At 63.4% G+C, this 23987-nt stretch carries 18 protein-coding genes and 1 pseudogene; 8 read left to right on the forward strand and 11 right to left on the reverse strand.

What is annotated here, in order from left to right; genetic code table 11:
* Positions 1-18 precede the first annotated feature (18 nt).
* A complete protein-coding gene (locus tag ACFQ6Y_RS16840) occupies positions 19-1245 on the forward strand; it encodes a lipopolysaccharide biosynthesis protein (protein WP_378535473.1) in 1227 nt (408 codons plus the stop codon).
* Here ACFQ6Y_RS16840 and ACFQ6Y_RS16845 read toward each other — a convergent pair.
* Entirely contained in the window at positions 1226-2182 is a 957-nt protein-coding gene (locus ACFQ6Y_RS16845) for an ABC transporter substrate-binding protein (RefSeq protein ID WP_378634834.1), read from the reverse strand. The two genes, ACFQ6Y_RS16840 and ACFQ6Y_RS16845, sit on opposite strands and share 20 nt — an antisense overlap.
* Before the next feature lie 169 nt (positions 2183-2351).
* A complete protein-coding gene (locus tag ACFQ6Y_RS16850) occupies positions 2352-3485 on the reverse strand; it encodes a DUF3068 domain-containing protein (RefSeq protein ID WP_378535477.1) in 1134 nt (377 codons plus the stop codon).
* Positions 3486-3701: 216 nt separating this feature from the next.
* Here ACFQ6Y_RS16850 and ACFQ6Y_RS16855 point away from each other — a divergent pair.
* Positions 3702-4751: pseudogene (locus ACFQ6Y_RS16855) on the forward strand (acyltransferase family protein); the annotation flags it as partial.
* Positions 4752-4774: 23 nt separating this feature from the next.
* On the opposite strand, the gene ACFQ6Y_RS16860 reads toward ACFQ6Y_RS16855, so the two are convergent.
* The 4 genes from ACFQ6Y_RS16860 to ACFQ6Y_RS16875 form a co-directional block, all read right to left on the reverse strand.
* Positions 4775-9094 carry an alpha-(1->3)-arabinofuranosyltransferase family protein gene (locus tag ACFQ6Y_RS16860; RefSeq protein ID WP_378635686.1) on the reverse strand — a complete coding sequence of 1440 codons (4320 nt, stop codon included), beginning with the start codon at positions 9092-9094 and terminating at the stop codon, positions 4775-4777.
* A 43-nt stretch (positions 9095-9137) separates the two neighbouring features.
* On the reverse strand, positions 9138-9311 hold the full coding sequence (locus ACFQ6Y_RS16865; RefSeq protein ID WP_003945488.1) for a DUF2613 domain-containing protein: 174 nt from the start codon (positions 9309-9311) through the stop codon (positions 9138-9140).
* A 129-nt stretch (positions 9312-9440) separates the two neighbouring features.
* Positions 9441-10529, reverse strand: coding sequence for an isochorismate synthase MenF (locus tag ACFQ6Y_RS16870; protein ID WP_378634838.1), 1089 nt, complete (start codon positions 10527-10529; stop codon positions 9441-9443).
* A 45-nt stretch (positions 10530-10574) separates the two neighbouring features.
* Positions 10575-11042 carry a universal stress protein gene (locus ACFQ6Y_RS16875; protein WP_230815001.1) on the reverse strand — a complete coding sequence of 156 codons (468 nt, stop codon included), beginning with the start codon at positions 11040-11042 and terminating at the stop codon, positions 10575-10577.
* Between the two features lie 102 nt (positions 11043-11144).
* On the opposite strand from ACFQ6Y_RS16875, the gene ACFQ6Y_RS16880 reads away from it, so the two are divergent.
* Together ACFQ6Y_RS16880 and ACFQ6Y_RS16885 are read left to right on the forward strand one after the other, a co-directional pair.
* Positions 11145-12323, forward strand: a complete 1179-nt coding sequence (locus ACFQ6Y_RS16880; RefSeq protein ID WP_378448787.1) for a glycoside hydrolase family 3 N-terminal domain-containing protein — start codon at positions 11145-11147, stop codon at positions 12321-12323.
* A gap of 72 nt (positions 12324-12395) precedes the next feature.
* Entirely contained in the window at positions 12396-12995 is a 600-nt protein-coding gene (locus tag ACFQ6Y_RS16885; RefSeq protein ID WP_003945885.1) for a TetR/AcrR family transcriptional regulator, read from the forward strand.
* Between the two features lie 100 nt (positions 12996-13095).
* On the opposite strand, the gene ACFQ6Y_RS16890 is transcribed toward ACFQ6Y_RS16885, so the two are convergent.
* Together ACFQ6Y_RS16890 and ACFQ6Y_RS16895 are read right to left on the reverse strand one after the other, a co-directional pair.
* Positions 13096-13959 carry a MaoC/PaaZ C-terminal domain-containing protein gene (locus ACFQ6Y_RS16890; RefSeq protein ID WP_378635690.1) on the reverse strand — a complete coding sequence of 288 codons (864 nt, stop codon included), beginning with the start codon at positions 13957-13959 and terminating at the stop codon, positions 13096-13098.
* Positions 13959-15305 (reverse strand): 3-oxoacyl-ACP reductase, encoded by a 1347-nt coding sequence (locus tag ACFQ6Y_RS16895; protein WP_378448785.1) that lies wholly within the window; start codon positions 15303-15305, stop codon positions 13959-13961. The genes ACFQ6Y_RS16890 and ACFQ6Y_RS16895 overlap by 1 nt, the downstream gene beginning before the upstream one ends.
* A 130-nt stretch (positions 15306-15435) precedes the next feature.
* Here ACFQ6Y_RS16895 and ACFQ6Y_RS16900 point away from each other — a divergent pair, with 130 nt between their 5' ends.
* Together ACFQ6Y_RS16900 and ACFQ6Y_RS16905 are read left to right on the forward strand one after the other, a co-directional pair.
* Positions 15436-16791, forward strand: coding sequence for an acetyl-CoA C-acetyltransferase (locus ACFQ6Y_RS16900; protein WP_021343064.1), 1356 nt, complete (start codon positions 15436-15438; stop codon positions 16789-16791).
* Between the two features lie 294 nt (positions 16792-17085).
* Positions 17086-19290: a VanW family protein gene (locus tag ACFQ6Y_RS16905; RefSeq protein ID WP_378634843.1), complete on the forward strand. Its 2205-nt coding sequence runs from the start codon at positions 17086-17088 to the stop codon at positions 19288-19290.
* Positions 19291-19294: 4 nt separating this feature from the next.
* Here the strand turns inward: ACFQ6Y_RS16905 and ACFQ6Y_RS16910 are convergent, their stop codons facing one another.
* The 3 genes from ACFQ6Y_RS16910 to ACFQ6Y_RS16920 form a co-directional block, all read right to left on the reverse strand.
* Positions 19295-20278 (reverse strand): LLM class F420-dependent oxidoreductase, encoded by a 984-nt coding sequence (locus ACFQ6Y_RS16910; protein WP_024487540.1) that lies wholly within the window; start codon positions 20276-20278, stop codon positions 19295-19297.
* Positions 20279-20363: 85 nt separating this feature from the next.
* Positions 20364-20852, reverse strand: a complete 489-nt coding sequence (locus ACFQ6Y_RS16915; protein ID WP_007734564.1) for a hypothetical protein — start codon at positions 20850-20852, stop codon at positions 20364-20366.
* On the reverse strand, positions 20849-21094 hold the full coding sequence (locus ACFQ6Y_RS16920; protein WP_378634848.1) for a helix-turn-helix transcriptional regulator: 246 nt from the start codon (positions 21092-21094) through the stop codon (positions 20849-20851). The genes ACFQ6Y_RS16915 and ACFQ6Y_RS16920 overlap by 4 nt, the downstream gene beginning before the upstream one ends.
* Before the next feature lie 64 nt (positions 21095-21158).
* On the opposite strand from ACFQ6Y_RS16920, the gene ACFQ6Y_RS16925 reads away from it, so the two are divergent.
* Both ACFQ6Y_RS16925 and ACFQ6Y_RS16930 read left to right on the forward strand, forming a co-directional pair.
* Positions 21159-21737: a nucleotidyltransferase family protein gene (locus ACFQ6Y_RS16925; protein ID WP_378634852.1), complete on the forward strand. Its 579-nt coding sequence runs from the start codon at positions 21159-21161 to the stop codon at positions 21735-21737.
* 869 nt (positions 21738-22606) lie between these two features.
* The gene (locus ACFQ6Y_RS16930) at positions 22607-23143 is read left to right on the forward strand and encodes a hypothetical protein (protein WP_054781872.1); all 537 of its coding nucleotides are present in this window, start codon (positions 22607-22609) and stop codon (positions 23141-23143) included.
* Positions 23144-23987: the final 844 nt, after the last annotated feature.

Below are 23987 nucleotides of genomic sequence, written 5' to 3' on the forward strand. Positions count from 1 at the left end.
TGGTGCATCATTACTGCCATGTCTCGCCAACCACTCGATCGCGCCGCCGCGGCCGGGGTCGGCATGGTTTTGGTGGGATCGATGACGGCCAATGTCGCGTCGTACCTGTTGGCGTGGTTGGCCAGCCGATGGTTGGGGCCGGTCGGCTACGGCGAGTTCGCGAGTCTGCTTGCCGCCCAGTTGGTACTTGCGGTTCCGGCGTTGGCGTTGCAGACGGTGGTGGCCCGCGAGGCGGTGCGTGGCAAGAGTACAGATGCGTTGCGGTCGTTGGGGTATCGATGCACGGCGATCGTCGCCGTCCTCGCGGTGGCGCTTGCTCCGGCGATGGCCTGGCTGCTCGACACCGGAATCGTGGCGGCGTTCTCGGCCTTGGTGACCGCGCCCATGTTGGTTCTGCTGGCCACGGAGCAGGGGTTGTTGCAGGGGCACGGTCGATTCGGCACTCTCAGTGCGGTACTCGCCGGCGCCGGGGTGATGAAAGTCCTTCCGGCAGTGATCGTTCTGGCATTCGGCGGCGGAGCAGGTGCGGCATTGGTCGCGGGCGCGGCCGGAACCGCGGTGCTGGTGGCGATAGTGCGCGTGGTCGACCGAACCGTCTCGGTGAGCGAGGACCGGCCGGTGCGTATCGGCGTCGTCTCCGTGCTCGCGGCGTCGCAGGTTCAGCTCGCGCTTATCGCGTTGTCCTCGCTGGACCTGCTGATCGTCCGCGTCGTCCTCAGTGAATACGACGCCGGTGTCTACGCACTGGGCGCCGTCGCGACGAAGGTCGCGTTCTGGCTGCCGCAGGCAGTGGGCGTCGTGCTGTACCCGAAGATGGCGAACCCGGCGCACTCGGCGCAGGCGGTTCGCTCGGCTCTGGCGGTGCTCGTCGGTATCGGCGCCGTCTTGGTTCTGGGGGCGGCGGTTGCCGGCCCGCTGGTGCCGATGCTCGTGGGCGACGCGTACGCCGCCGTCGCTCCGATGCTGTGGGCCTTCGCCCTGCACGGTGCAGCGCTGGCGGTACTCCAGGGTGCTTTGCTGTCCGCAATCGCGTCAGAACGCACACGAGTGGCCCTTCTGGCATGGGCAGGGCTGGCTGTGGAGGCGACGGTCATGCTGGTGTGGGCGAAGACGCCGGGAGAGTTGATCGGTGTCGCCGTCGTGGTTGCGTCGACGACGGCGTTGGCGGTGTCCGTCGCTGCGGTGCGAAGTGCCGACCGCGCCGGGCCGGCCCCTCGCAGCGGCGTCAGTTCTCCAGACGCGTGAACAGATCGTCGAAGTAGTCGAGCGTGCGCATCGCGGTGTAGACGGATCCGTAGTTGATGTTCCCGCCCGTGTAGACGACGTTGTCGCCTTGTACTGCGCGGATACGGTTCCACATCGCGCGGTCGTCGGTGACGGGATCCACGCCGGGCGCGGTGGTGACGATCATTCCGTCGGCCGAGTCGAGGGAAGTCACCAGATTTTCGGTGGAGATCTCCTTCTGTCCCTCGACCGGCCACTGGAGCTGGACGCCGAGGTCTTCGGCCACCTGCGTGGAGATGCCCTTGCGGTTGACGCCGTTGACCTTCTGATTCACGTAGTTCAGCAGCACGATCTGCTTGCTCGCCAAACTCCGGGCGTGGCGTTCCTTCAATCCGGCTGCCTTGTCCTCGTACGCTCCGATGACCTGACGGACTTCGGGGTTCTCGGTGCGATTCAGCCAACTTGCCAACTGGTCGATGTTCTCGCGCCACGGACGGGTGAAGTCCATCGGAAGCACAGGAGCTGTCTGGCTCAACTGCTGCAGCGGCCACATGTCGGAGGCCTCACCGATGTCGGTGCAGATGATCAGGTCCGGTTCCAGCGCGAGAATTGCCTCGACGTTGACCGGTGCTTCGAACACCTGCGCCGTGGGATCGGCCGGAACCCACGGCTCGGCGGCGTCGAAGCTGTACGCGATGACCGGCAGGCCCATCGCAACGGCTGGTTCGAGGTCGAGTCGGGAGTCGATGGCGACGACGCGCTTCGGTGTCACCGGAATGTCGTAGGTTCCGAGCGAGGTCGTGACCGTGCGCATCCCGGACGCATCGCCCTCGGTACCGGCGGACCTTGCGCAACCGGCGGCGAACAGCCCGGAGAATGCTGCCGTACTGACCACGAATCTCCGCCGCGTCAGATCGCTGACACAGATGTGCGACCCCAGAACTGTTGATGCGGGCATGTGGCTCCTCGTGCTCGGGGTGATCCGGACTTCCAAAAAACGCTAAGCCCGTGACCGTGCGGAGGGAACCATCCGTCGCGCCAATCCGTACGCCGATCCGGCAACAACATCCCGAAACGCAGTAGAGCGCCCCTTCCGTGTGGAAGGGGCGCTCTACTTACTGTCTGAATCAGTCCTTGCGCAGATCCGGACGCGGGATCACCTGAGTGTCGTCCGAGGTCCAGTCGTGCTCACCCGGAGCCGGCTCTGGCGAGGCCTGGCCGCTGGGATTCTGGTTCGTTCCGCCGTGTGCAGCGCGGGCCGGAGTTCCGCCCTTGCCGCCGCGAAGGCCGAGGAAGATACCGGCGATCAGCGCGATGACGCCGAGGACACCTGCCACGATCGGGACGGTGCGGCCGAAGAGCGAGAGCTTGTCCATGCCGTCACGTGCCTGCTGGACCTGGTACTCGATGGTCGCTTCGTCGAAGGGCAGGGTGACCTTGAGAACCTCGACGTCGACGGCATCCTTGTTGCGTCCGTAGTACTGGTGCAACTGCTCCTGGCCCTTGACGACAACGCCGGTCTTGGGCTCGACCCACAGGTCACGGACGTTGGTGTACCAACGCGTCATCGTGATCGGAGTAGCGCCACCGGGAACGCCCCAGGTGTCGGCGGGCAGGCTCAGCTTGTTGGTGGGGGAGTTGACGACCTTCGACAAGTCGACGGGATCGATCGTCTGCTGGAAGTGGTACACCTTCAGACCGTTGATCTCGGTCTCTTCGACGAAGTCGATGTCCTTCGTGGCGCGAGCGTTCAGGTCGAAGTAGGGGTAGCTCTTCTGTTCCGTGTTGAACGGGAACTTGTACTGCAGACCGTCGCGGGAAACTTCTTCGGCGGGCTGGTCGCTGGACGTCTGGACGGTTCCGACCGGATCGTTGGTCGGCATCGAGCTGACGCGATCGAGCGTGACGCGGTCCAGGGTTGCGGTCAGCAGCCCGGTGTCGCCCTGCTTGTCGGTACGACGGACCGTCTGGCCGGCTTCGACGGTGATGATGTCGGCGTCGGACGGGTCCTGCGTGGTGACGTAGCGCTGAGCGACGATCGGCACGTTGGTGTCAACCTGTGCCTTACCGCCGAGGAGGGCCGCCGAGTTGAGGACGCTACCGGTGCCCGTGGCGACGGTGGTCACCTCGAGGTCGAGTGGCGTCTTCTCCAGCTTGCCTACCGTGTAGGTAGGAATGAGGATGGCGATGGCCAAAAGGAAGGCACCGAGGCCCACCAGAATGCAAGGAAGTATCCGGCTCGGCCCTGAGCGTTCCGCCATGCTGTGACTCCTAACCCGTTAAGTCTTTCGAGGTTCCCCAACCGGCACAATATGAGCTGCGCAGATCGCATGGGGCCCCCGATGGACACCATGTGTGGCAGAACACTAACAGTCCACCGGCCCGGTTTGTCGCATGAGGGCATGAATTGGCCAGGCATTTTGTTGCGAGTCCCTGGTGGTTTCCCTCAATCGGCCTGGGGTGCACACTTATCCGTGATGATCAGTTCCACGAATTCCTCTCAGACGGTCCCGCCACAGGCTCGGGGCTTCGTTCCAGCTTTGGACGGTATGCGTGGATTGGCCGCGCTCGGCGTCCTCGTCACCCATGTCGCGTTCCAGACGGGTGAAGCTCAGTCGGGTGCGATCGGGCGCGCGTTCGGCCGACTCGATCTCGCCGTAGCGGTGTTCTTTGCTTTGTCCGGATTTCTGCTGTGGCGCCCCCACGCGGCAAAGGCTCGCGGAATCGGGCAGCCACAGTCGACCGTCCGGTACTGGATCTCCCGCGCGACGCGCATTCTGCCGGCGTACTGGGTGGCAGTGGTCCTGATCCTGCTGTTCCTGCCCGGCGCGGGCGGGGGCTACCAAGTGTGGCTGGCGAATCTCGGGTTGGCGCAGGTATTCGTGCCGTTGACACTCACCGAGGGGCTCACACAGATGTGGAGCTTGTCGGTCGAGGTGGCGTTCTATCTCCTGCTGCCGTTGTTCGCTTTCCTGATGGCGCGACTCCGTGGCAACTCGGCCAGGTTCCGGCTGCCGCTTCTGCTCGGGGTGTCGGTCTTGGCCTTGACGTGGGCATTCATTCCGATTCCGACGCCGGACGCCATCCACCACGACAACTGGCTGCCCGGCTACCTGCCGTGGTTCGGCGCCGGCATGATCCTGGCCGAGCTGGCAGTTGGCCCGTCGACGTGGGTGCATCGCCTCGCGCACCGTCGGGTACTCCTGACCTTTGTTGCCTTGGTCGCCTTCGTTCTCTCGTGCACCGATCTGGCCGGGCCCGAAGGTCTGGTGCGGCCGGAGCCGTGGCAGTACGCGATCAAGATTGCACTTGGCGCGATCATCAGCTTCTCGTTGATCGCGCCACTGGTTCTGCGCGATCAATCGCAGCATCGGTTCCTGGCCAGTCCCTTGGCGCTGGCAATTGGACGTTGGTCCTACGGACTGTTCATCTGGCACCTGGCCGTACTGAACGCTGTGTTCCCCGTGTTCGGCATAGTTCCGTTCTCGGGCAGCTTCTTCTACGTCCTGGCCCTCACGGTCGTCCTGAGCGTCGCTGTGGCCTCGGCCAGTTACGCGTTGGTGGAGGAACCGGCGCGCGTTGCGGTGACGCGGTGGGAGAAGCGTCGCCACATCGGTGAACCGGCAAAGGGCAACGCGGCCAACCCGGTCACGACCAAGGCCACCAACATCGAGAACTGAATCGCGAACGAGTCGCCCAAGTAGCCGCCCGGTGCCCGCCACGGTCCGGTCGAGAGCAGCGTGATGCCGATCATCGCGGCCACGCCGGCGGTGCCGACGAGAATGCGTGCGGTCCGCGCCGGGCCGAAGATTCGCAGCGCGGCAAGTCCGAGGATCGAGCACACAACTGCGATCGCCGCTCCCACTCCGCCGCCGATGACGGTGGCCGCCGCGAGTACGCCCACCCATCCCGCCGCGACGCTGCGCCACGGTCGGGGCGGTGTGAGGGGCTTGGACTCTCGGCGAGCGGGGACAAAAGCTGCGAACAGCAGCGGGATCAGCAACACGAGTCCGCCGAAGATGCCGAGGCGGTACCAACGGTCACTGGGGAAGTCGATGGTGACGGTTCCCGCGGTGCCTGCCGGCACGATCCAGCCCTGCTGCCATCCGTTCACGACCACCGGCGTCAGTTCGGAACCGTCCGGCGCCGTGGCGATCCAGCCGATGCTGGTGCTCTCGGGATTGACGATCAGCTGATCGGTGGACGAGTTCGTGACGGTGAGTTCCCGGTGATTCGCCGTCCACGCGGTCGATTCGAGCGGTGTATTCCGTTGCGCGGCTGAAGGACCAACCGCCGTCAGGTCGAGGTTGTCGACCGAGAACGCCGGGCCGGGTTCGACGACCACCTCGGGCTGTCCAGCAGGCAGGGGCGTCGACGCGTTCGGGCCGCACGCGAGCGCCTCGACCGGTGCGCCGGTGCGTAGCTGCGCCGCCGTCGCGGTAATCGAGGTGGGGAACTGCTGTCCGGCAACCGAAATGGTCGGGCCCTCGCCACACGGGACGGTGACGGTGCGGTTGTCGAGTGCGTCCGTGTTCTGTACTCCGGAATCGGCGATCGGGGTTCCGTCGGCCCCGATGACACCGACCTCGGCGAGTCCGGTGGGCTGCGCCTGGGCGAAGCCGAGTGCTGTTTGATCGAGGACCGGCTCCCAACCGGTGATACTCAGGACGATCTTGTCGGTGACGTAGGGGGAGAGGGGAACTCGACTGGTCTGAGGTGTTTCGAGCTCTCGGACCTGCGGGCCGTTGCCGAGGTTCACTGCGACGCTGGTCGGCAGCGACGGGAGGGTGCCGAGCCCCCGCGTGATGTCCAGTCCGGTGACCAGGGTCGGCTCGGGGAGGGTAAGTGTCAGAGTCGGTTTCGGGCCACCGGGCTCGGTGGTGCGCTGCGGCGCCGACCACGTGGTGCGTCCGTCCCCGTCGGTGGCAGCGAAGGCAGATCCGCGGGTGTCGCCGATGTCGCTCGAACCCGAAGCCGTGATTCGGCCGGGGACGGAAAGGAGGTCTTCGAGGGCGTTTCCTTGACGCGCGCGGACAGTCAGTGCCGGTGCAACCACGGTGTTTTCGGGAACCGTGAGTGTGCGCTGGAAACGGCTGGGCTCTTCGGGTATCGCCATGAACGCATTGCTGCATCGCACGCGGTCCGTCGAGTCCGCGCACGCATTGCGGCCGGGGAACTCTTGGCTCAGATTCCAGGCGTTCACGGATGCGCCTGTCGGCGTACTCGGCAGGACCGTGTCGAAACGGATCGGTACGGTCTTCGGCGCATTGCGGTCGGAGAAATCCTCGACGGAGAGTTCACTGATGCCGAACTGTGTTCCGGGTGAACCATTTTCGGTGTGAGTCGCCGTGACTCGCACCCACGGCGTATTTCCGCCCGGAATCGAGACGGTGATGGGCTCGCCCGGACGCTCCACCTTCACCGCCGTGCTGCCGTTCGGTGTCGAGACCTCGAGCCATTTGACAGGGGCGCCGATTGCCGCGGCACTGGTGGTCAGGTGGAGCAGGCCACTGGAAATCGGTGCGTCGAAGTCGATCTGCAACCACTGACCCAGTGCGCGTTCGATGCCGTTGCTGAACCAACCGGTGGCCGGATCGCCGTCGACCGTCGACGCGGGACTGCTCGACGGTGAAGTGCCGCCCAGCTGGGTGGCATCTGAGGCGGCGCTGGAAACGGTGATCGAAGCGCCGCTCCAGCGGCCTTCCACGAGAGGCGTGTTCGCAACCGGATAGTCGGGCACCAAGTTGTAGGTGCGACGAGCGTCGTCGGGGGTACGTAGCGCGGAACTGTGGTTGTCGACCTGACCGAAATCGGTTTCTCGATCGCGTGGGGTGTCGGTGACGGTGACCGAATCGACCGGCAGCCCCGCAGCTTCGGCGTCGGCCGCCAGAATCATCGGCCCGGTCCCCGGAACCAGCCCGCTTTCGTGAAGGCGCACAGTCGATTCCGGCCCGCCTTGTACGCGCGGAACCTGGTTCAGGGCTACGGAGTACGGTCCACTGACCGCCGCGGTGCCGTCCGGCGGGGTGACCTCGAAGATCTCGATGGCCGGGTAACCGGGGCGCAGATCGCTGTCCGCGACCAGCCCTTCGATCGGTTCGGGGCTGTTGTCCTCACCGAAGTGCGCGACTCGTTCGATTCCAGGAGAGCCTTCGACCGCTTGATGCACGAGAATCGGCCTGGCTGAGCGCGACGTTTCGCCGTCGAGGTCGTTGCGCATCACCAGGTAGTGGATGCCCTGCCCGAGCAAGGTCTGCGCGAGTCCGTCCGACGGGCGTCCGTCGGCGATCAGACGTTGCACCGAATCGAGCGCGCGAATCGCGCCGGGCGGGGTCAGCGGGACCGAATCACGCACTGCCCACGGCGTACTCGCCAACGCCTGAAGCGGCTCGTCACGCGTCAGGCCCCAGACCTGGCTGCCGAACGGTGCTCCCGGGACGACCAGGGCACGTTCAGCTTCCGATCCGGGTGAGGTGTTGTCCTCGAGCCACTGCGCTGCTTCGTTCCAGTACGAGGGGACGTCCGGATATGCACCGCGGGGAGCGAGTTTTCCAGTCCAGGCCAAGGCGGTGGAGAGGGTGAGGGCGACAAGGATCAGGCTGGTCAGTGCGACCATCGGTTCGCGCTCGGGATGGGCGAACGCGCGTCGCCATCGGGCGAGCGGAACCGATCCCGGTAGCGGCACTTTGGCGAGTAGATGTGCGAGTCCGAGCACCAGCGGCAGACGGACCAACGGCTCGAGCTTGTGGACGTTGCGCAGCGGAGCGCCCGCCGAGTCGAGGAACAGGCGCACGGACTCCGACACCGGTGAGCTGAGTTCACCCACGTATCCCGCGGCCAGGCCGGTGATACCGACGAACAGGATGAGCGTCAGCCTGCCGCGAGCAGGCATGGACCGCATGCAGAGCCCGGCGAGACCGGCGGCGGCAACCAGACCGGTGGCGACGACTGCTGCGGGCTGGGTGACCAGTACGGCGCCGGCAATGCGTTCGGGGGAGACGAACGGGGTCCAGCTGTCCGTGCCGCGAAGTATCTCGGCGAGCGATGCCCACTGAGTGGTGACACCGGCGGACTCGATGTAGTCGAGGAACGGTGGGCTGATCTTGCCGAGCAGCAGGAGCGGAACGATCCACCACAGGGTGCCGAGAGCGACGAACAGGGCCCACCAGGCGGTGAACGTCAGCCACGTTCGGTTGGGTTTGTGCGAGAGCCACCAGATGATCGCGACAAGGCAGGCCGCGGCGGTGGCGACGGCATTGATCGAACCCATGAGCGCGACGGCGAGCGCAGATTGTGCGGCCAACCGCCTCAACCCCCGTGAGCGGTTAGGGAGTCCAGGGACTCCGTTTCCACGCACAGGGCCGAAGGCCAAAACCACCGGCAACAACACCCAGGGCGCCAACATCATCGGCAGGGTTTCCGAGGAAATCGAGCCGAGCGTGGTCAGTACGCGGGGAGATAGAACGAAGGCAACCGCTGCGATGCCGCGTGAACTACGGCTGCCGATTCCGAGAGCCTCGGCAACTCGGATGATGCCCCAGAAACCCGCGATCAGGAGCAGAGCCCACCAGATGCGCTGGGTGATCCACGGCGGAACGTTCGCCAACTCGCCGAGCGCGAAGAACGGCCCGTGCGGAAAGAAATATCCGTAGGCCTGGTTCTGAACCTGGCCGAGCGGGGCCTGACTACTCCATTGATGCGACGCGCGTTCGAGGAAACCGAACGGATTCTGCGTCAGGTCGTACTTGGTGTCAGCGGTGATCAGACCCGGCGATTGCAGAAAAGTGAGAAGAAACGCTACGACGGAGGCGCCGAACAGCCACCGCTTCGACAGGGGCTCTGCCGACGGGGCGGTGTCTACCGAAGACACCGCTGCGTCGGCGGAAGAACGGGAACTCGCGAGGCCTGCGCTCTCAGCGGCTGCCGTACTCAACCTGGTTCAGCACGGAAGAATCTGCGTTTCCGCTGCGGTCGATCTCGGGACGAGTGTTGTCCGACGCGGCGGCCGTGACACCGAAGATGACGCCGGCACCCAGAACGGCACCGATGACAGCGCTGGCCACACCGGGGACAAGGAACTTCGTCATCGCGGATCTCCCAATTGGTCGTTAGTCGGTCGTTCGCGGTCGGACGGACTTACCGGCCCGTACGAACTGCTCGGGTCAAGGTATCACCCGCACTCGAGAATCCGGACGATTACCCTCGTGACGTGCTGGTCAGTCGAGGGTTTCGGCGCCAAGCGCGGTCAACAGAGTGCGCAGTTTCGTGGATGTCTCGTCGAGTTCGTCCTGCGGGTCCGATTCGGCGACAATTCCGCCACCCGCGCTGGCCCAAGCACTGAGGCCGTCTGCACCGATCTCGGCGCAGCGGATGGCAACCACCCAATCTCCGTCGCCGGCATCGTCGCACCAGCCGACGGCGCCGCCGTAGAAACGGCGTGGCTCCTCGGTCTCGCGGATGACTTTCAGTGCCGCGTCAGTGGGTGTTCCGCACAGTGCCGGCGTCGGATGCAGGGCGATGGCGAGATCGAGCGCAGTTGTGTCGTTTCGCAGCGTGCCGCGGATCGGGCTGGCCAAGTGCCAGACCTCGTGGGTAGTGGTCAGCTCGGGTATCGCCGGTACCGACAAGTCACTGCACATCGGTTGCAGGATCTCGCGGATCCATGAGGTCACGAAGGCGTGCTCGGCCAGGTTCTTCGTCGAATGCAGAAGGCTCTCGCCTGCCTCGCGGTCTCGATCGGCGTCGGTGGACCGCTTTGCGGTCCCGGCCAACGGGCGACACGTCACGACGCGCCCGCGTCGACTGACCAACACCTCGGGCGTTGCGCCGACCAGGCTGTGGCCCTCGAATTCGGCTCCCGCCGCAGAGAGATCGACGGCAAAGGTGTTGGCGACGGGATTGAGCGCCGCCATGCGTGCGGCGAGCGCAGCCGGGGAGATCGGGGTCTGCGTCCGAAGCTCCACAGTGCGAGCCGCGACAACTTTGTCGACCTCTCCACTGCGGAGGCGTCCGATCAACTTTTCCACCCGACGAAGATGCTCCGACGACGACGGGATCTCTCGGCCCACCCGGGTCGTGGGCAGCGGCTGGGGATCAACCGGTTGCCATTGCCTGGGCGTGATCGTTGCCTCGGCAGGCTCGTACAACGCCGTTGCGGCAGCCGGGTCGAATGGGAGAGCACCGACGATCAGCTTTGCCGAACCTGCCGACAAAGCGTTGGCAGCCGCGTCGGAGCTGTCGAAGCTGCGTCGTACGCCGCGGGTGACAACGCTGTGATCGGGGCGCGAGAGAACAAAACCGTCCATGGTGCATTCGACACTAGTCGGCCGCGGATCAGGAATGCGCGAAGGTCACTTCCCTGGAGGGACGATCAACACCGGCCGATGACTGTGACGCAGAACATGATCCGCGACGCTGCTCTGCAAGAGCGACCGCAAACCCGTCGTACCGCGGGTGCCGGTCACGATGATGTCGACGTCCAATTCGTCTGCGGTTTCGACGATTGCAGACCAGATCGCGGAGCGGCACTCGGCGCTCCTACCTTCGACGGTCAGGCCCGCGGCTTCAGCCAGCGCGACGCCCTCGGCGAGGGTGACTTTGGCGTCGGTGTACGCGATGTCCTCGACGTCGTCGTCGGGAACCCACTCCGGTTGCATCACCCCGGACAGGCCGGACATGCGAGCGGCCTGGCGGACCATCGGCTCCCAGGCGGTGACGAGAACAGCACGATTGGCGGAGAGGAAACGCCCCGCATAGTTGACGGCGCGCTTGGCGTTGTCGGAACCGTCGTACGCGATGAGCATCAGACCTTGTGGCATCACGACCTCCTCGTCAGCGGGGGGAATCGGTTCTCTTCCAGGCTACCGTCCCGATGTGCCCGTGAGGGAGTGTATGGGTACCGGGTCCGTTACGGTCGAGATATGCGGATCAAGTTTCTGAAGGCTGCGACGACCATTGCTCTATGCGGAGGGTTGGTTGCGGGATGCTCAGGCGAAAACGGGACCGCTGATCCTGTTTCGAGCGCCCCGACCAGCACCAGCACCGAGATCACGTCGACGCCTGCGGCATCGAGCTCCGCACCCGTCGCCGCGTCGTGCGGTAGCGACCTTCTGGCCTCGCTGTCCCTGCGTCAGAAACTTGCCCAGCTGCTCAACGTCGGCGTCACCGGGACCGACGACGCGTTGTCGATAGTGCAGAACGAGGAGATCGGCGGCATCTTCGTCGGAAGTTGGACCGATCAGTCGATGCTCACCAATCGCGAAGTGCCGCAGGTTGCTTCGGCGTCGAAGTTGCCCCTGATGGTGACGATCGACGAGGAAGGTGGACGGGTCTCCCGCGTCGCGGACATCCTCGGACCCGATCCGTCGGCCAGGGAAACTGCGCAGACCATGACAGTGGAACAGACGTACCAGATGGCGCTCGAGCGTGGACGCGGATTGAAGGATCTCGGGATCACCGTCAACTACGCACCCGACGTCGACGTCAGCAGCCAACCCGACGACTCCGTGATCGGTGACCGCTCGTACTCAGACGACCCCCAGACCGTGGTTGCCTACGCCGGTGCGTACGCGCAGGGCATGCGCGACGCCGGAATCTTCCCGGTGATCAAGCACTTTCCCGGGCACGGCAGCGCGTCGGGTGACTCGCACCGCGGTGAGGTGACCACGCCGCCGCTGCAGGATCTGATCGCGTCGGACCTGATTCCCTTCCGCGAACTGTCGGGAACCGGAGTCGGCGTCATGATGGGTCACCTCGAGGTTCCCGGTCTGACCGAGCCCGGCACGCCTGCCAGCATCAGCCCCGCCGCCGTTGCGTTGCTTCGCGACGGAGTGGGTTACGGCGCAGCGCCGTTCACCGGTCCGGTGTTCACCGACGACCTCAGCGGTATGCAGGCGATCACCGACCGATACGATATTGCCGACGCAGTTCAGGCTGCACTTGCGGCAGGAGTCGATCAGGCATTGTGGCTGACCACCGATGACGTACCGCGGGTTCTCGACCATCTCGAGCAGGCCGTCGCGTCGGGTGCGCTTCCGCAGGCGCGAGTCGATCAGGCCGTCGTCACGGTTGCCGCGGCCAAAGGTGCCGTGACCTGCTGAGTCGAAGCTGCGATTCGACGCACAATCTTACCGTAGAGTAAGATCGACATTTACCCTGTGGTTGGAGGAAGCATGGCCGGCGGTACCAAGCGACTGCCACGCGCAGTGCGTGAGCAGCAGATGCTCGACGCAGCTGTGGACGTGTTCTCCGACAGGGGGTTTCACGAAACCTCGATGGACACCATCGCGGCCAAAGCCGAGATCTCGAAGCCGATGCTGTACCTGTACTACGGCTCGAAGGAAGAGCTGTTCGCGGCGTGCATTCATCGTGAAGGACTCCGCTTCCTCGAGGCCCTCGCCCCGGCCGGCGCGCCCAACCTGACTCCGCGTGAACAATTGCGCGCCGCTCTCGAGGGCTTCCTCGGGTTCGTGGGCGCAAATCGCAAGTCGTGGATGGTGCTCTACCGTCAGGCCGTCGGGCAGCAGGCTTTTGCGGGAACCGTGCAGTCCAGTCGCGATCGGTTGATCGAGTTGACCGCGCATCTACTCGAGTCCAGCACCAAGGATCCTGATGCCGCGCACGATTACGGGATCATCGCCATCGCGCTCGTCGGCGCCGGTGAGGCAGTAGCCGACCGAGTCGCGGGTGGGGAAATCGAAGTGGATGCCGCAGCGGACCTACTCGAATCCCTCGCGTGGCGCGGTCTGTCGGGCAAGAAGAAGTCCGAGTAGCCCTCAAGCCAATCTGAGCGAACGTACCTTTCAGCGCATCCAAGGCGCCGAAAGGTACGTTCGCTCAATTGGGGCGGGTGGGAACCCGACAAAGCTCAGGTCAGCGCAGCGTCGCCGTGACGTGCGGGTAACCCTTCTTCGGGTGACGCAGCGACAGATCCCAGCCGTCATCGGTGCGATCAGCGTAGGCATTCAGCGTCGCCGGTAGCAGAATCGGCTTGCCGAAACGCACGCTGTACGTGACGTTGTCCGCAACGGAACCCTCGACGGTCCGCAGAAGGGCTGCGGCACTCCACATTCCGTGAGCAATGGTCTTCGGAAAACCGAAAGCCTTGGCGCCCAGGGAGGAGACGTGGATCGGATTGCGGTCGCCGGAGACTGCGGCGTACTTGCTGATCGTGGTCTGGTCGACGCGGATGGTGCTCATCGGCATCGGCGGAACCTCGTCGGCCTTTGGCTCCGGTCCGGGCTGGCCGGACAGCGAGGTCTTCTGCTGGTTCAGGAAGCTCGAGGTCTGTCGCCAGACCAGTTCCCGCCCCACCCGAATTTCGGTGACCACGTCGATCAGCAGGCCCTTGCGGTGCTCACGCAAGTTCTCGGCGTGTACCGAGAGGTCCAGCGGTTCGCTGACGGAGATGGGCCGCAGCGATTCGATGACGTTCTCGGCGTGGACGGAACCGACGGCGGCGAAGGGGAAGTCCTTCGACACCATCAGCTTCATCACGGTCGGGAAAGCCAAGGTGAAGGGATAGGTGATCGGCAGAGTGTCGCCGAACCGCAGTCCGGTCACACGGCAGTACGCCGCCAGATTGTCGGTGTCGACCTTCAATCCGGTGAGGGTGAAAGTCTGTTGTGGCACCGAGCGCGAGTTGGACTTGTTCCACGGCAACAATCCCAGTACCGCGCGGGAGTAGATGTCGAGGGTCTTCGGCTGCTCGGTGAGCGCGACGGTCTTTGTTGCCATCATGCGCCCAGGAGGCTCTGGCCGCAGACGCGAACGACCTGTCCCGTAACGGCATTGGAGGCCGGGCTGGCGAAGTATGCGACGGTCTCGGCGACGTCGACGGTCTCGCCGCCCTGCAGGAGCGAGCTCATGCGGCGGCCGGCTTCGCGGGTGGCGAAGGGGATGGCTGCGGTCATGGCGGTCTCGATGAAGCCCGGTGCGACAGCGTTGATGGTGATGTTCTTCTTCGCCAGGACGGGAGCTTCGGCGTGTACGAGACCGATGACGCCGGCCTTGGAGGTGCCGTAGTTGGTCTGGCCGCGGTTGCCCGCGATGCCGGCGATGGAGGAGACGTCGACGACGCGGCCGCCTTCCTTGAGGGCGCCCTTCTCGACGAGGTGCTCGGTGATCTTCTGCGGTGCAAGAAGATTGACGTTCATGACCATGTTCCAGCGGCCCTCGTCCATGTTGGCGAGGGTCTTGTCGCGGGTGATGCCGGCGTTGTGGACGATGATGTCCGCTCCACCGTGACGCTCGAGGAGGTGAGCTGCGAGGACCTCGGCTGCGTCGGCTGCCGTGACGTCGAGGGCGAGGGACGTGCCGCCGACCTTGTTCGCGGTCTCGGACAGCGCTTCGCCGGCGGCCGGGATGTCAGCGCAGACGACGTGCGCGCCGTCGCGGGCCAGGACCTCGGCGATGGTGGCGCCGATACCGCGGGCTGCGCCGGTGACGACGGCAACCTTGCCTTCGAGCGGCTTGTCCCAGCTTGCGGGCGCGACGGAATCTTCAGCGCCGACGACGATGACCTGGCCGTCGACGAAGGCGGACTTTGCCGAAAGGAGAAAGCGCAGAGTCGATTCCACGCCGGAGAGTCCGGTGGATGCCTTGGGGGAGACGTAGACCAGCTGAGCGGTGGAGCCGCGCTTGATCTCCTTGCCGACGCTGCGGGTGAAGCCTTCCAGAGCGCGCTGCGCGACATGCTCGTCGACGCTCGACGTTTCTTCCGGCGTCGTGCCGAGAACGACAACGCGAGCCGACGGTGCGAGGTTGCGGATCACGGGCTGGAAGAACTCGAACAGTTGCTCGAGTTCGCTGACCTGAGTGATTCCGGTTGCGTCGAACACGAGTGCGCCGAAGCTGCTGTCGTGCGCCTGGGCTGCCGGGTAATCGGAAAGCAGTACGCGCAGTGGTTCTGCGAGCCGACCCTTGCCGCCGATGAGGACAGGTCCGGCGAGTGCGGGTTCCCCTGCTTTGTAGCGACGCAGGTTCTCGGGCCTGGGCAGGCCGGCCTTCGACGCGATGAATGCGCCGGGGGCGGACGAGAGGAACTGTGAATAGAGGTCGGGAGCTCCCTTGCTGGCTGCCACGGTCCTACCTTCTGTTGTGTTTCGGGTTGTCTCTCACCGGGCAATCTGAAGAATGCGGCGATAGACAAGTAACTTACTACTGAGTAAGAATAGTCTTCAACAGGTAATCGCACCATCCTTGGAGACGCAAGTGACAAGCAAAGCCCGTTCAAATGCAAAGCCCGCCGCACCGCGCACTGCCCCGGCCGCAGCCGCTGCGAAGTCCGCAGGTCAGCGCCGTCCGGTTGCGATCGTCGGCGGAAATCGCATTCCGTTCGCACGCTCGGACAAGGCGTACGCACAGGCGTCCAACCAGGACATGTTCACTGCGACGCTCGACGGTCTCGTGAGCCGATTCAATCTGCAGGGCGAGAAGCTCGGCATGGTCGTCGGCGGCGCCGTACTCAAGCACAGCCGTGATTTCAATCTCATTCGCGAGTCCGTTCTCGGCAGCGCGCTGAGCCCGTACACGTCGGCGTACGACCTTCAGCAAGCGTGTGGCACCGGACTGCAGTCGATCATCGCCGTCGGAGACGCCATTTCGGCCGGCCGCATCGATTCCGGCATCGGTGGCGGCACGGACACCACGTCCGATGCTCCGATCGGCGTCAACGATCAGGCACGCGAGTTCCTGCTCTCCCTCAACCGCGCGAAGTCCACGGGCGACCGCATCAAGCTGCTCGGCAATGTTCGTGCGGGCATGCTCGGCCTCGAAATTCCGCGCAACGGCGAGCCTCGCACCGGCAAGTCGATGGGCGACCACGCTGCGATCACCGCCAAGGAATTCGGCGTGAAGCGCGAGGACCAGGACGAACTTGCCGCGGCCAGCCACAAGAACATGGCGGCTGCCTACGACCGCGGTTTCTTCGACGACCTCGTCACCCCGTTCCTCGGTCTGACCCGCGACGACAACCTCCGTCCCGGTTCTACCGTCGAGAAGCTGTCCACGCTCAAGCCCGTATTCGGTACCAAGCTCGGCGACGCGACGATGACGGCCGGCAACTCGACGCCGCTCACCGACGGCGCTTCGGCAGTGCTCCTCTCCACCGACGAGTGGGCAGCCGAGCGCAATCTTCCGGTTCTGGCGCACCTCGTCGATTCCGAAACCGCTGCCGTCGACTACGTCCACGGCAAGGACGGGCTGCTCATGGCTCCCACGTACGCGATCCCGCGTTTGCTGGCCCGCAACGGCCTCACCTTGCAGGACTTCGATTACTACGAGATCCACGAAGCCTTCGCTTCAGTGGTTCTCGCAACCCTGCAGGCTTTCGAATCGGACGAGTACTGCAAGGAACGCCTCGGCCTCGACGGCGCACTGGGCTCGATCGACCGGAGCAAGCTCAATGTCAACGGATCGTCCTTGGCTGCAGGTCACCCGTTCGCGGCAACCGGCGGACGTATCGTCGCTTCCCTCGCCAAGATGCTCGCCGAAAAGGGTTCGGGCCGCGGCCTGATCTCGATCTGTGCCGCCGGCGGCCAGGGCGTCACGGCGATTATCGAGCGGTAACCGCTCCACAATCTCCCCACGCGTGTGAAAACTGCGCTCACCTGCAGTGATCGGCGCGAGGGGATGCGTAATCGGGGATCCGGCCACGAGGGGTGGCCGGATCCCCGAACTCTTTGCAAACTTTTTCGCGAAGGCGTGTAACGCTGCAGAATAGCTACCGATATTCATGACAGCCCCGTGTTGCTGCCTGACCCCCGACCTGGCAGCAACACGGGGCTCTCGTATGTCCGGATATCCTGTGTTGAGTTGTCGGTGAGCGCCGCAGCGACGGTTGATGCAGCGAGGAGCCAACAGGTGAGTGACGAAGAGGGTCCGTCCGTCGAGAAGACGAACAGCGAGGACTCGTCCCTCCCAGAGCAGGAACTCGAATCGGTCGAGGAACCTCAGGCGGTCGAAGAGACCGAGTCGGTCGAGGAACCCGATACCTCAGAGGACACCGAGCCAGTCTCCGAGGCTGAAGCAGGAGAGCCTGAACAAGTCGAAGCGCCAAACCCTGTCGATGAAGACGCAATCGATTCCACGGAACCGACAGTCGACGAATCGGCAAACGAGGTCACCACCGTCATCCCTGTCGTCCCAGCGGAGGACGCACCGCCGACGGAAGTAGTCGATTCGGCTCCGGCGACAGAAGCCATCGACGAGCAGACGCAGCAGTTCGAGCCTCCAGCAGTGGTGGTTCCCCCGAAGCCGCCACGCCCCGAGTTCGTGCAGCAGTACGACACGCAGCAATTCGAACCCATCCAGCAGCAGTACGAGCCTGTTGTCCGCGAACCAGAGGTAATTGCACCCCCGCCACCGCAGCGACCAGTGGCGCCCGCTCCGGCGTCTTCCCGTAAGTGGGTCAAACCGGCGATAGCAGTCGGCGCCATCTTTGCCGTCGCAGTGATCGCCTACGGAGTGGATATCTTCACGTCGTCGGGGAAAACACCCCGAGGCACGCAGGTCGCCGGGGTCGACATCGGTGATCTCACGCCCGCCGACGCGGAAGCCACGCTGCGCGCCCAACTCGGCCCGAGGCTCGTCGAACCGGTAGCGGTACATGCAGGCGGCGTCGACTCCGAGATCGTTCCCGCGTCTGCGGGTGTGGACGTCGACTGGTCGGCGACGCTGTCGGGCGTGAACGCTCAGCCCATCAACCCGATCACCCGCATCACGTCGTTCTTCGGCTCCCGCGAGGTGCCCGTGGTGTCGGCAATCGACCAGGGTGCGTTGGATGCGTCGATGGCGCAGCTCGCGGCGAACAGCGATCGTGCGCCCGTCGAAGGTGCAGTCGTGTTCGAGAACGGGAAGGCGACTGGTGTTTCGCCCGCTGCCGGTCAGGCGCTCGAAACGCAGCAGGCGGGTTCGACCTTCGCCGCTGAATGGTCCGATGGTGGCGTCGTCGATCTTCCGGTCGACGAGGTTCCGGTGACGGTCACTCAGGCCGGTGTCGATCGTGCGCTGCAGGAGATCGCTATTCCAGCTGTCTCGGGTGACGTCGTGGTCAACGGCCGTGACGGCAAGGTCGCGACACTCGGCGTCGATCAGATCGGCGAGGTTCTGACCTTCACACCCGACGGCTCGGGTGGGCTGGCTCCGCAGTACAACACGGATGCTGCGATCAAGATTCTGACTCCGCAGTTGGCGTCGACGGAAGTACAACCCAAGGACGCGTCGTTCACCTTCGCCGGTGGCAAACCGTCGGTTGTGCCCGGTGTCGTCGGTGATCTGATCAACTGGCCGGACACGGTCAAGGAACTTCCGGTTCTGTTGGGCAGCACGGCTTCTCGGGCAACGCCCGCCGTTTACGGACCGGTCCCGCCGGCGTTGACCACCGAAGCCGCGGAGGCCCTCGGCATCAACGAGGTGATCGGCGAATTCACCACCGGTGGTTTCGAATACGCGTCTGGCGTCAACATCGGCCTGGCTGCGTCGGAGATCGACGGTGCGGTCATCAAGCCCGGGGATACGTTCTCGCTCAACGAGTACACGGGCCCGCGCGGTGCAGCTCAGGGATACGTCGAGTCGGGGATCATCAACAATGGTCGCCCGGACAAGGCTGTCGGCGGCGGTATCAGCCAGCTCGCGACGACGCTTTACAACGCGACGTACTTCGCCGGCATGGACGACGTCGCGCACACCGAGCACAGTTACTACATCTCGCGGTACCCGGAGGCTCGTGAGGCGACAATCTTCGATGGTGCGATCGACTTGCAGTTCCGGAATCCGGCGAAGACCGGCGTGATGATCGAGACGATTGCGACGTCGTCGAACATCACCGTTCGGATCTGGGGAACCAAAACCGTCGATGTCGCTTCGACGACCGGCCCGCGTACGTCGCCGACGTCACCGAACACCGTGACGTTGCCGGAGGGGCCTGGTTGTGTGGCTTCGAGCGGTGCGCCCGGATTCACGGTCAGTGACACTCGCGTGATCACCGACCACGCGAGTGGCGCCGAGATTTCCTCGAACACCCGGACCGTCAAGTACGACCCGGTGCCGATCGTGAAGTGCGAGTAGGGAACTACTTGCCGACGAGTGGGCCGAGGGTGCGGCCCGCAAGGTCGACGATGCCTGGCTCTTCGCCGTTGGTGATCAGGTTGATCACGACGCCGTCGATGCCGTGGTCGAGGATGCGCGTCTGAACCTGCTCGGCGACGTCGTCCGGGCTGCCCACGAAGTGACGTTCGGTGGCCTTGGCGACGACGTCTTCCGGCGCCGTGGTGATGTCGAGACCACGCTCTGCGAGGAACGTTCGCTGATGCGCGCGAGCCTTGTCGCCGTCCTCGTCGATCATCATGAACGTCAGGAAGCTGGTCTCGAGGGTCGCGGGGTCGCGGCCGGCTTCGTCGCAGCGTGCCGCAAGTGCTTCCATCTTGCGCGGCAGTTCCGACGGGTCACAGATGATGTTGAGATGATCCGCGAAGCGAGCGGCGAGCCCGAACGTCTTCTTCTCGCCGCCGCCGCCGAGCAGGATCGGCAGGTCGTCGCGGACGCGGGGCTCGTTGATGGCGTCCTTGACGTGGTACCACTTGCCGTCGAAGGTGGGACGCTCACCGCGGAGCATCGGCGCGATGATCTGCAGTGCTTCGTCGAGTTTCTGGAAGCGTTCGGTGAAAGTTCCGAACTCGTATCCGAACGAATTGTGTTCGAGTTCGAACCAACCGGCGCCGATGCCCAGGATGGCCCGACCGCCGCTCACCACGTCGAGGGTGGTGACGGTCTTGGCGAGCATGGGCGGATTGCGGTAGGTGTTTCCCGTGACCAGTGCAGACAACTGGATTGTCTCGGTGGCCGTCGCCAGCGCGGAGAGCGCGGAGTAGGCCTCGAGCATCGGGGCGTCCGGCGCTCCGATTCCGGGGAGTTGGTAGAAGTGATCCATCACGAATGCAGTGTCGAAGCCTGCGGCTTCGGCTTCGCGGGCCTGCGCTATGACGGTGGGGAAGAGGTCCTTGACCGGACCGCCGTAGCTGAAGTTGGGCATCTGGTATCCGAGGCGAGTGCTCACCGTTTCGACGTTACTCGCGATCGGTTGACCTGGCACGATTTTACCAACTCTATGGATTCTGTTGTGCTGGGCAGACTTCCGGAATTCAGAGAAGTTCTTCGGCCGCTTCGCGTCGCTTGGCTCGCTGCTGGTGAAGCTTGACTGCCGCGATTGCGATGCCGCCACCGACAATTCCGCCGACGAGAGCGCCGACCCAGGTAGACGATTCTTCGTAGGAATCGAATTTGAGACGCGCCATGATGCCGACTGCGGCGACGAGGTACAGCGCGATGCCGATCACGACCCGGGGGCGGTTGTAGTTGGACAATACGTAGACATCGACGTCGCACCGAAGTGCATAGATGATCGTGATCAACGAGCCGAACAACGCAACGATCAGCAACGCGAGCGAGATCCACGCCCCTGTTCGGCCGGCGACCCAGGGCAGAATCGCCGAGCTGACGAATATTGCCCAGAAGACACTCTGGAGTCCCACCGCCGAGGCTTCGTTCCAGACGTCGCGCTGACGCTCGTCCTTGTAGAAGTCGTCGTCCAGATCGCCGACGAACCGCATTGCCTTCATCATGGTGCTCATGCCGTCTCCTCTGGAATTTCTGCGGTGAGTGCCGATTCGGGTAGGGGAAAGAGTGCTTCGACGGTGGTCCCCAGCGCCAGTGCCAGGCGAAGTGCCAGGTAGACGCTCGGTGCGTAGTCGCCGCGTTCGACGGAGACGATGCTCTGTCTGCTCACCTGACCTGCCGTGGCCAGTTGTGCCTGGGTGAGGCCGGCGAGGCGTCGGTGTTCCCGCACGTTGTTGTTGCCAGCCTTGCCAGTCATGGGAAAAGTAAAGAATACTTGTCAGATGATGTCAAGTTTGCTTGTCATATGGAAAGCTGACGGCATGCGTGAACGATTTCTCGAGATCGCCCTGGCAAATCCGGTGGTCGCAACGATCGTGGATCGGGCGCCGAACTTGGAGTTGGCTGAGTGGTACCTGACCGCAGGTGGGCTTTTTCAAACCGTCTGGAATCACATCGACGGCCGTGACCCCGGAGTCGGAATCAAGGACTACGACCTCTTCTATTTCGACGCCGACGATCTGAGCTACGAAGCGGAAGATCGTGTAATTCGTTCGGCCGCAGAACTGTTCGCCGATGTGGATGCCGACGTCGAAGTGCGCAATGAAGCCCGCGTGCACCTGTGGTACGAGCAGCATTTCGGGATTCCTGGCGTTCCATTCACCAGTTGCCGCGACGCCATCGACCACTTCGCTTCCATAACTTGCTGTTTCGGGATCACCAAGGGATCGGATGGGGCCTTGGACGTGTATGCCCCGCATGGATACGACGATCTCTTCGACATGATCGTCCGCCCCAACCCGATACTGGCGACGAGAGAGGTTTACGAGGCGAAGGCGGCACGGTGGCGCAGGGAATGGCCTGCGCTGACCGTGGAGCCTTGGCCTGAGAGCTCGACCTAGACCTCGATCGGCGGATGCAACCCGCCCATTGCCGATTTGGGCGTGAGAGGCGTGTCTCCCCTGGTCGCAGTGCGTCCGCCACGGCCACGAACTGTGGCCGATCCGTGTCGACCCTGCTGTCTCGTCCGTCCGTGCATGGAGACAACCGGCCGGATTCAACGCATCCAGCTGTAGTTCTGGTAGTTGAACCCCGCAAGACCTTGCGCCTTTCGGAATCGTCTGCGCTAATTTCACGAACTTTCTGTGTGCTGCGACGTTCATCAATGATTGTCTGGGTCCCCTCATGGTGAAAATCTCTTCCGATATTTGGTGGATTGTTTCTAATACTTTACGTCTAATTCTTTAGTGCTAATAAGGCTTCTCCAATGTGAATAGCAATCATCACTAACAAATGAACATTCTACGGTGAAAGTGTGGTTTGTCTATGTGACTTTTCGTGCAACGTGCGACATATCGGAATATTTTCTGCTCGACGACTGTCGTGGCTTTTCAAACTTCTCGACTATTTGGATTGTCGGTTTAAACGCTTTGCATCCGATGTTTGAAGTTTCATTGAGAAAAATATCGAGGTTGGAAGACAAATTTCTAGAACCTGTTCCCGAATGGACAAAATGTGAGTACAGTGACTCACGTCACCAGAGCTTCGGGTCCTGTTCAATGCGAGCTCTCACCAGGGCATTCCCTTTTAGGGAAAGTTGTAGCCCTGCGAGCAGGGCCATAAATGCGAAGTTGGCGATAGCCCCGAAGATAGCAGGTCGGCTGGTGATAAGAGATGGTCAGAACAGATCGGGTTGGAGCGTTAAGGACTCCGCGCTCTCGCCTATGAATTGAACGCCTGGGGTCTATCAATTCAACCGAAGGAAGAATTCGTGAAGTTGACTGCCAAGAATTCCGTCAGAGGTGTCCTGCTCGGTACCGCAGCCGGTGCGATGGTGCTCGCCGGAACCGGTATTGCATCCGCTGCCACCGTCGGCGCTGCTGGCTCCGCCGTAACTCTTTCCGCATCCTCTGCGTATCAGGTATGTGGCAATTTCTACGTCGGCCCGGACGCCCACGTGGCGGGCGTGCCTTCTGGTGCCAAAGCGGTAGTGGGCGCCCAGGTCACTGGCAAGCTATACAGCTCATCCTCCAGCACGACTCCGATCACGACCTTCACCGCCACAACGAATGCCGCGGGTGGATGGTGCATGCAGGGTGACTCGGCGATGGCTAGCACCGTGACGAGCGGTGGTGAGGTCAGGATGTCCACCGACACTCCGACCGTGTTGGACGGCACAACAACTCGCACAGGGCAGTGGTCGGGCGGCGGGGCGGACGCCGTCATCGATGCAGGGGAGTTCCTCCTCCATGGCAATGCGTTCATCTTTTCGGATAGGGCCTCGAAGGTGAACTTCTACTACCAGTAAGTCGATCGGCTGCAAGGTTGATCGTAAGAACCTGGACGGGTTGGAGTGCGGGTCTCCGTGCTCCAACCCGTTCGCCGTATGACGCCGTGTTGCGAGTTCGGGTGTGTGTTTCGGCAATTGTGACAATGGGCGCGGGTGTCGCCAGGGAGATGGCGAATGCTGCTTCGGCTGTGACGAATGCAGGCCTGTCTCTGCGGCTTTGTCTCGCAGCCTGCTCGATGTAATTCGGTCGTCCGGCACGGATTGGACGGCATCGGTATCGTCTCGAAGTCAGGGCTTATGGGCAATCGCCGTAAGGTTGGCTCGCAATCAATTCTTGTGCCACCGAATAGTGTTCGTGAAGCCGTGATCGGGAAGTTGGCTGCGCGACCTGAATCCGTGATTCGGGTGGCTTTCTGATCCTGCAAGCGGTTCCATCTCGCTTTCGGTGCAAAATTTCTAGTCCTAAAGATTTAATGAATCGAACTATAGTACTAGGACTTTAGTGCTAACTAAATGAATTCCATCTATGGCAAGAAAAATTCCTAGAACGAGTTCCTAATTTGCAAATTTTGGGTACAGTTGTCGGCACCACGAGGAGTTGCGGGCTTCCCCAAAACCTCGCTTGGCAACCGCTGTTGTGCCGGATAAACCGACCTGGCCCCGCGCCACAGTCAAAGCAATTACCTACTGGAAACGGAGTAACAAATGTTAGGTCAGTTCATGGCCCTCCTGCGGGCATTTATCCCGTCCTTTGCAACATCGTTAGGCGACGGGCTTGATGGATTGAACGCCATCTCGCTCGACATGTCCGCGAGTGGAGGAGAGGGCTGATGGGATCCGTGCAGCAAGGTACCGCGTCGCT

Source organism: Rhodococcus sp. NPDC056516 (genome assembly GCF_042794655.1).
GTDB lineage: Bacteria > Actinomycetota > Actinomycetes > Mycobacteriales > Mycobacteriaceae > Rhodococcus_F.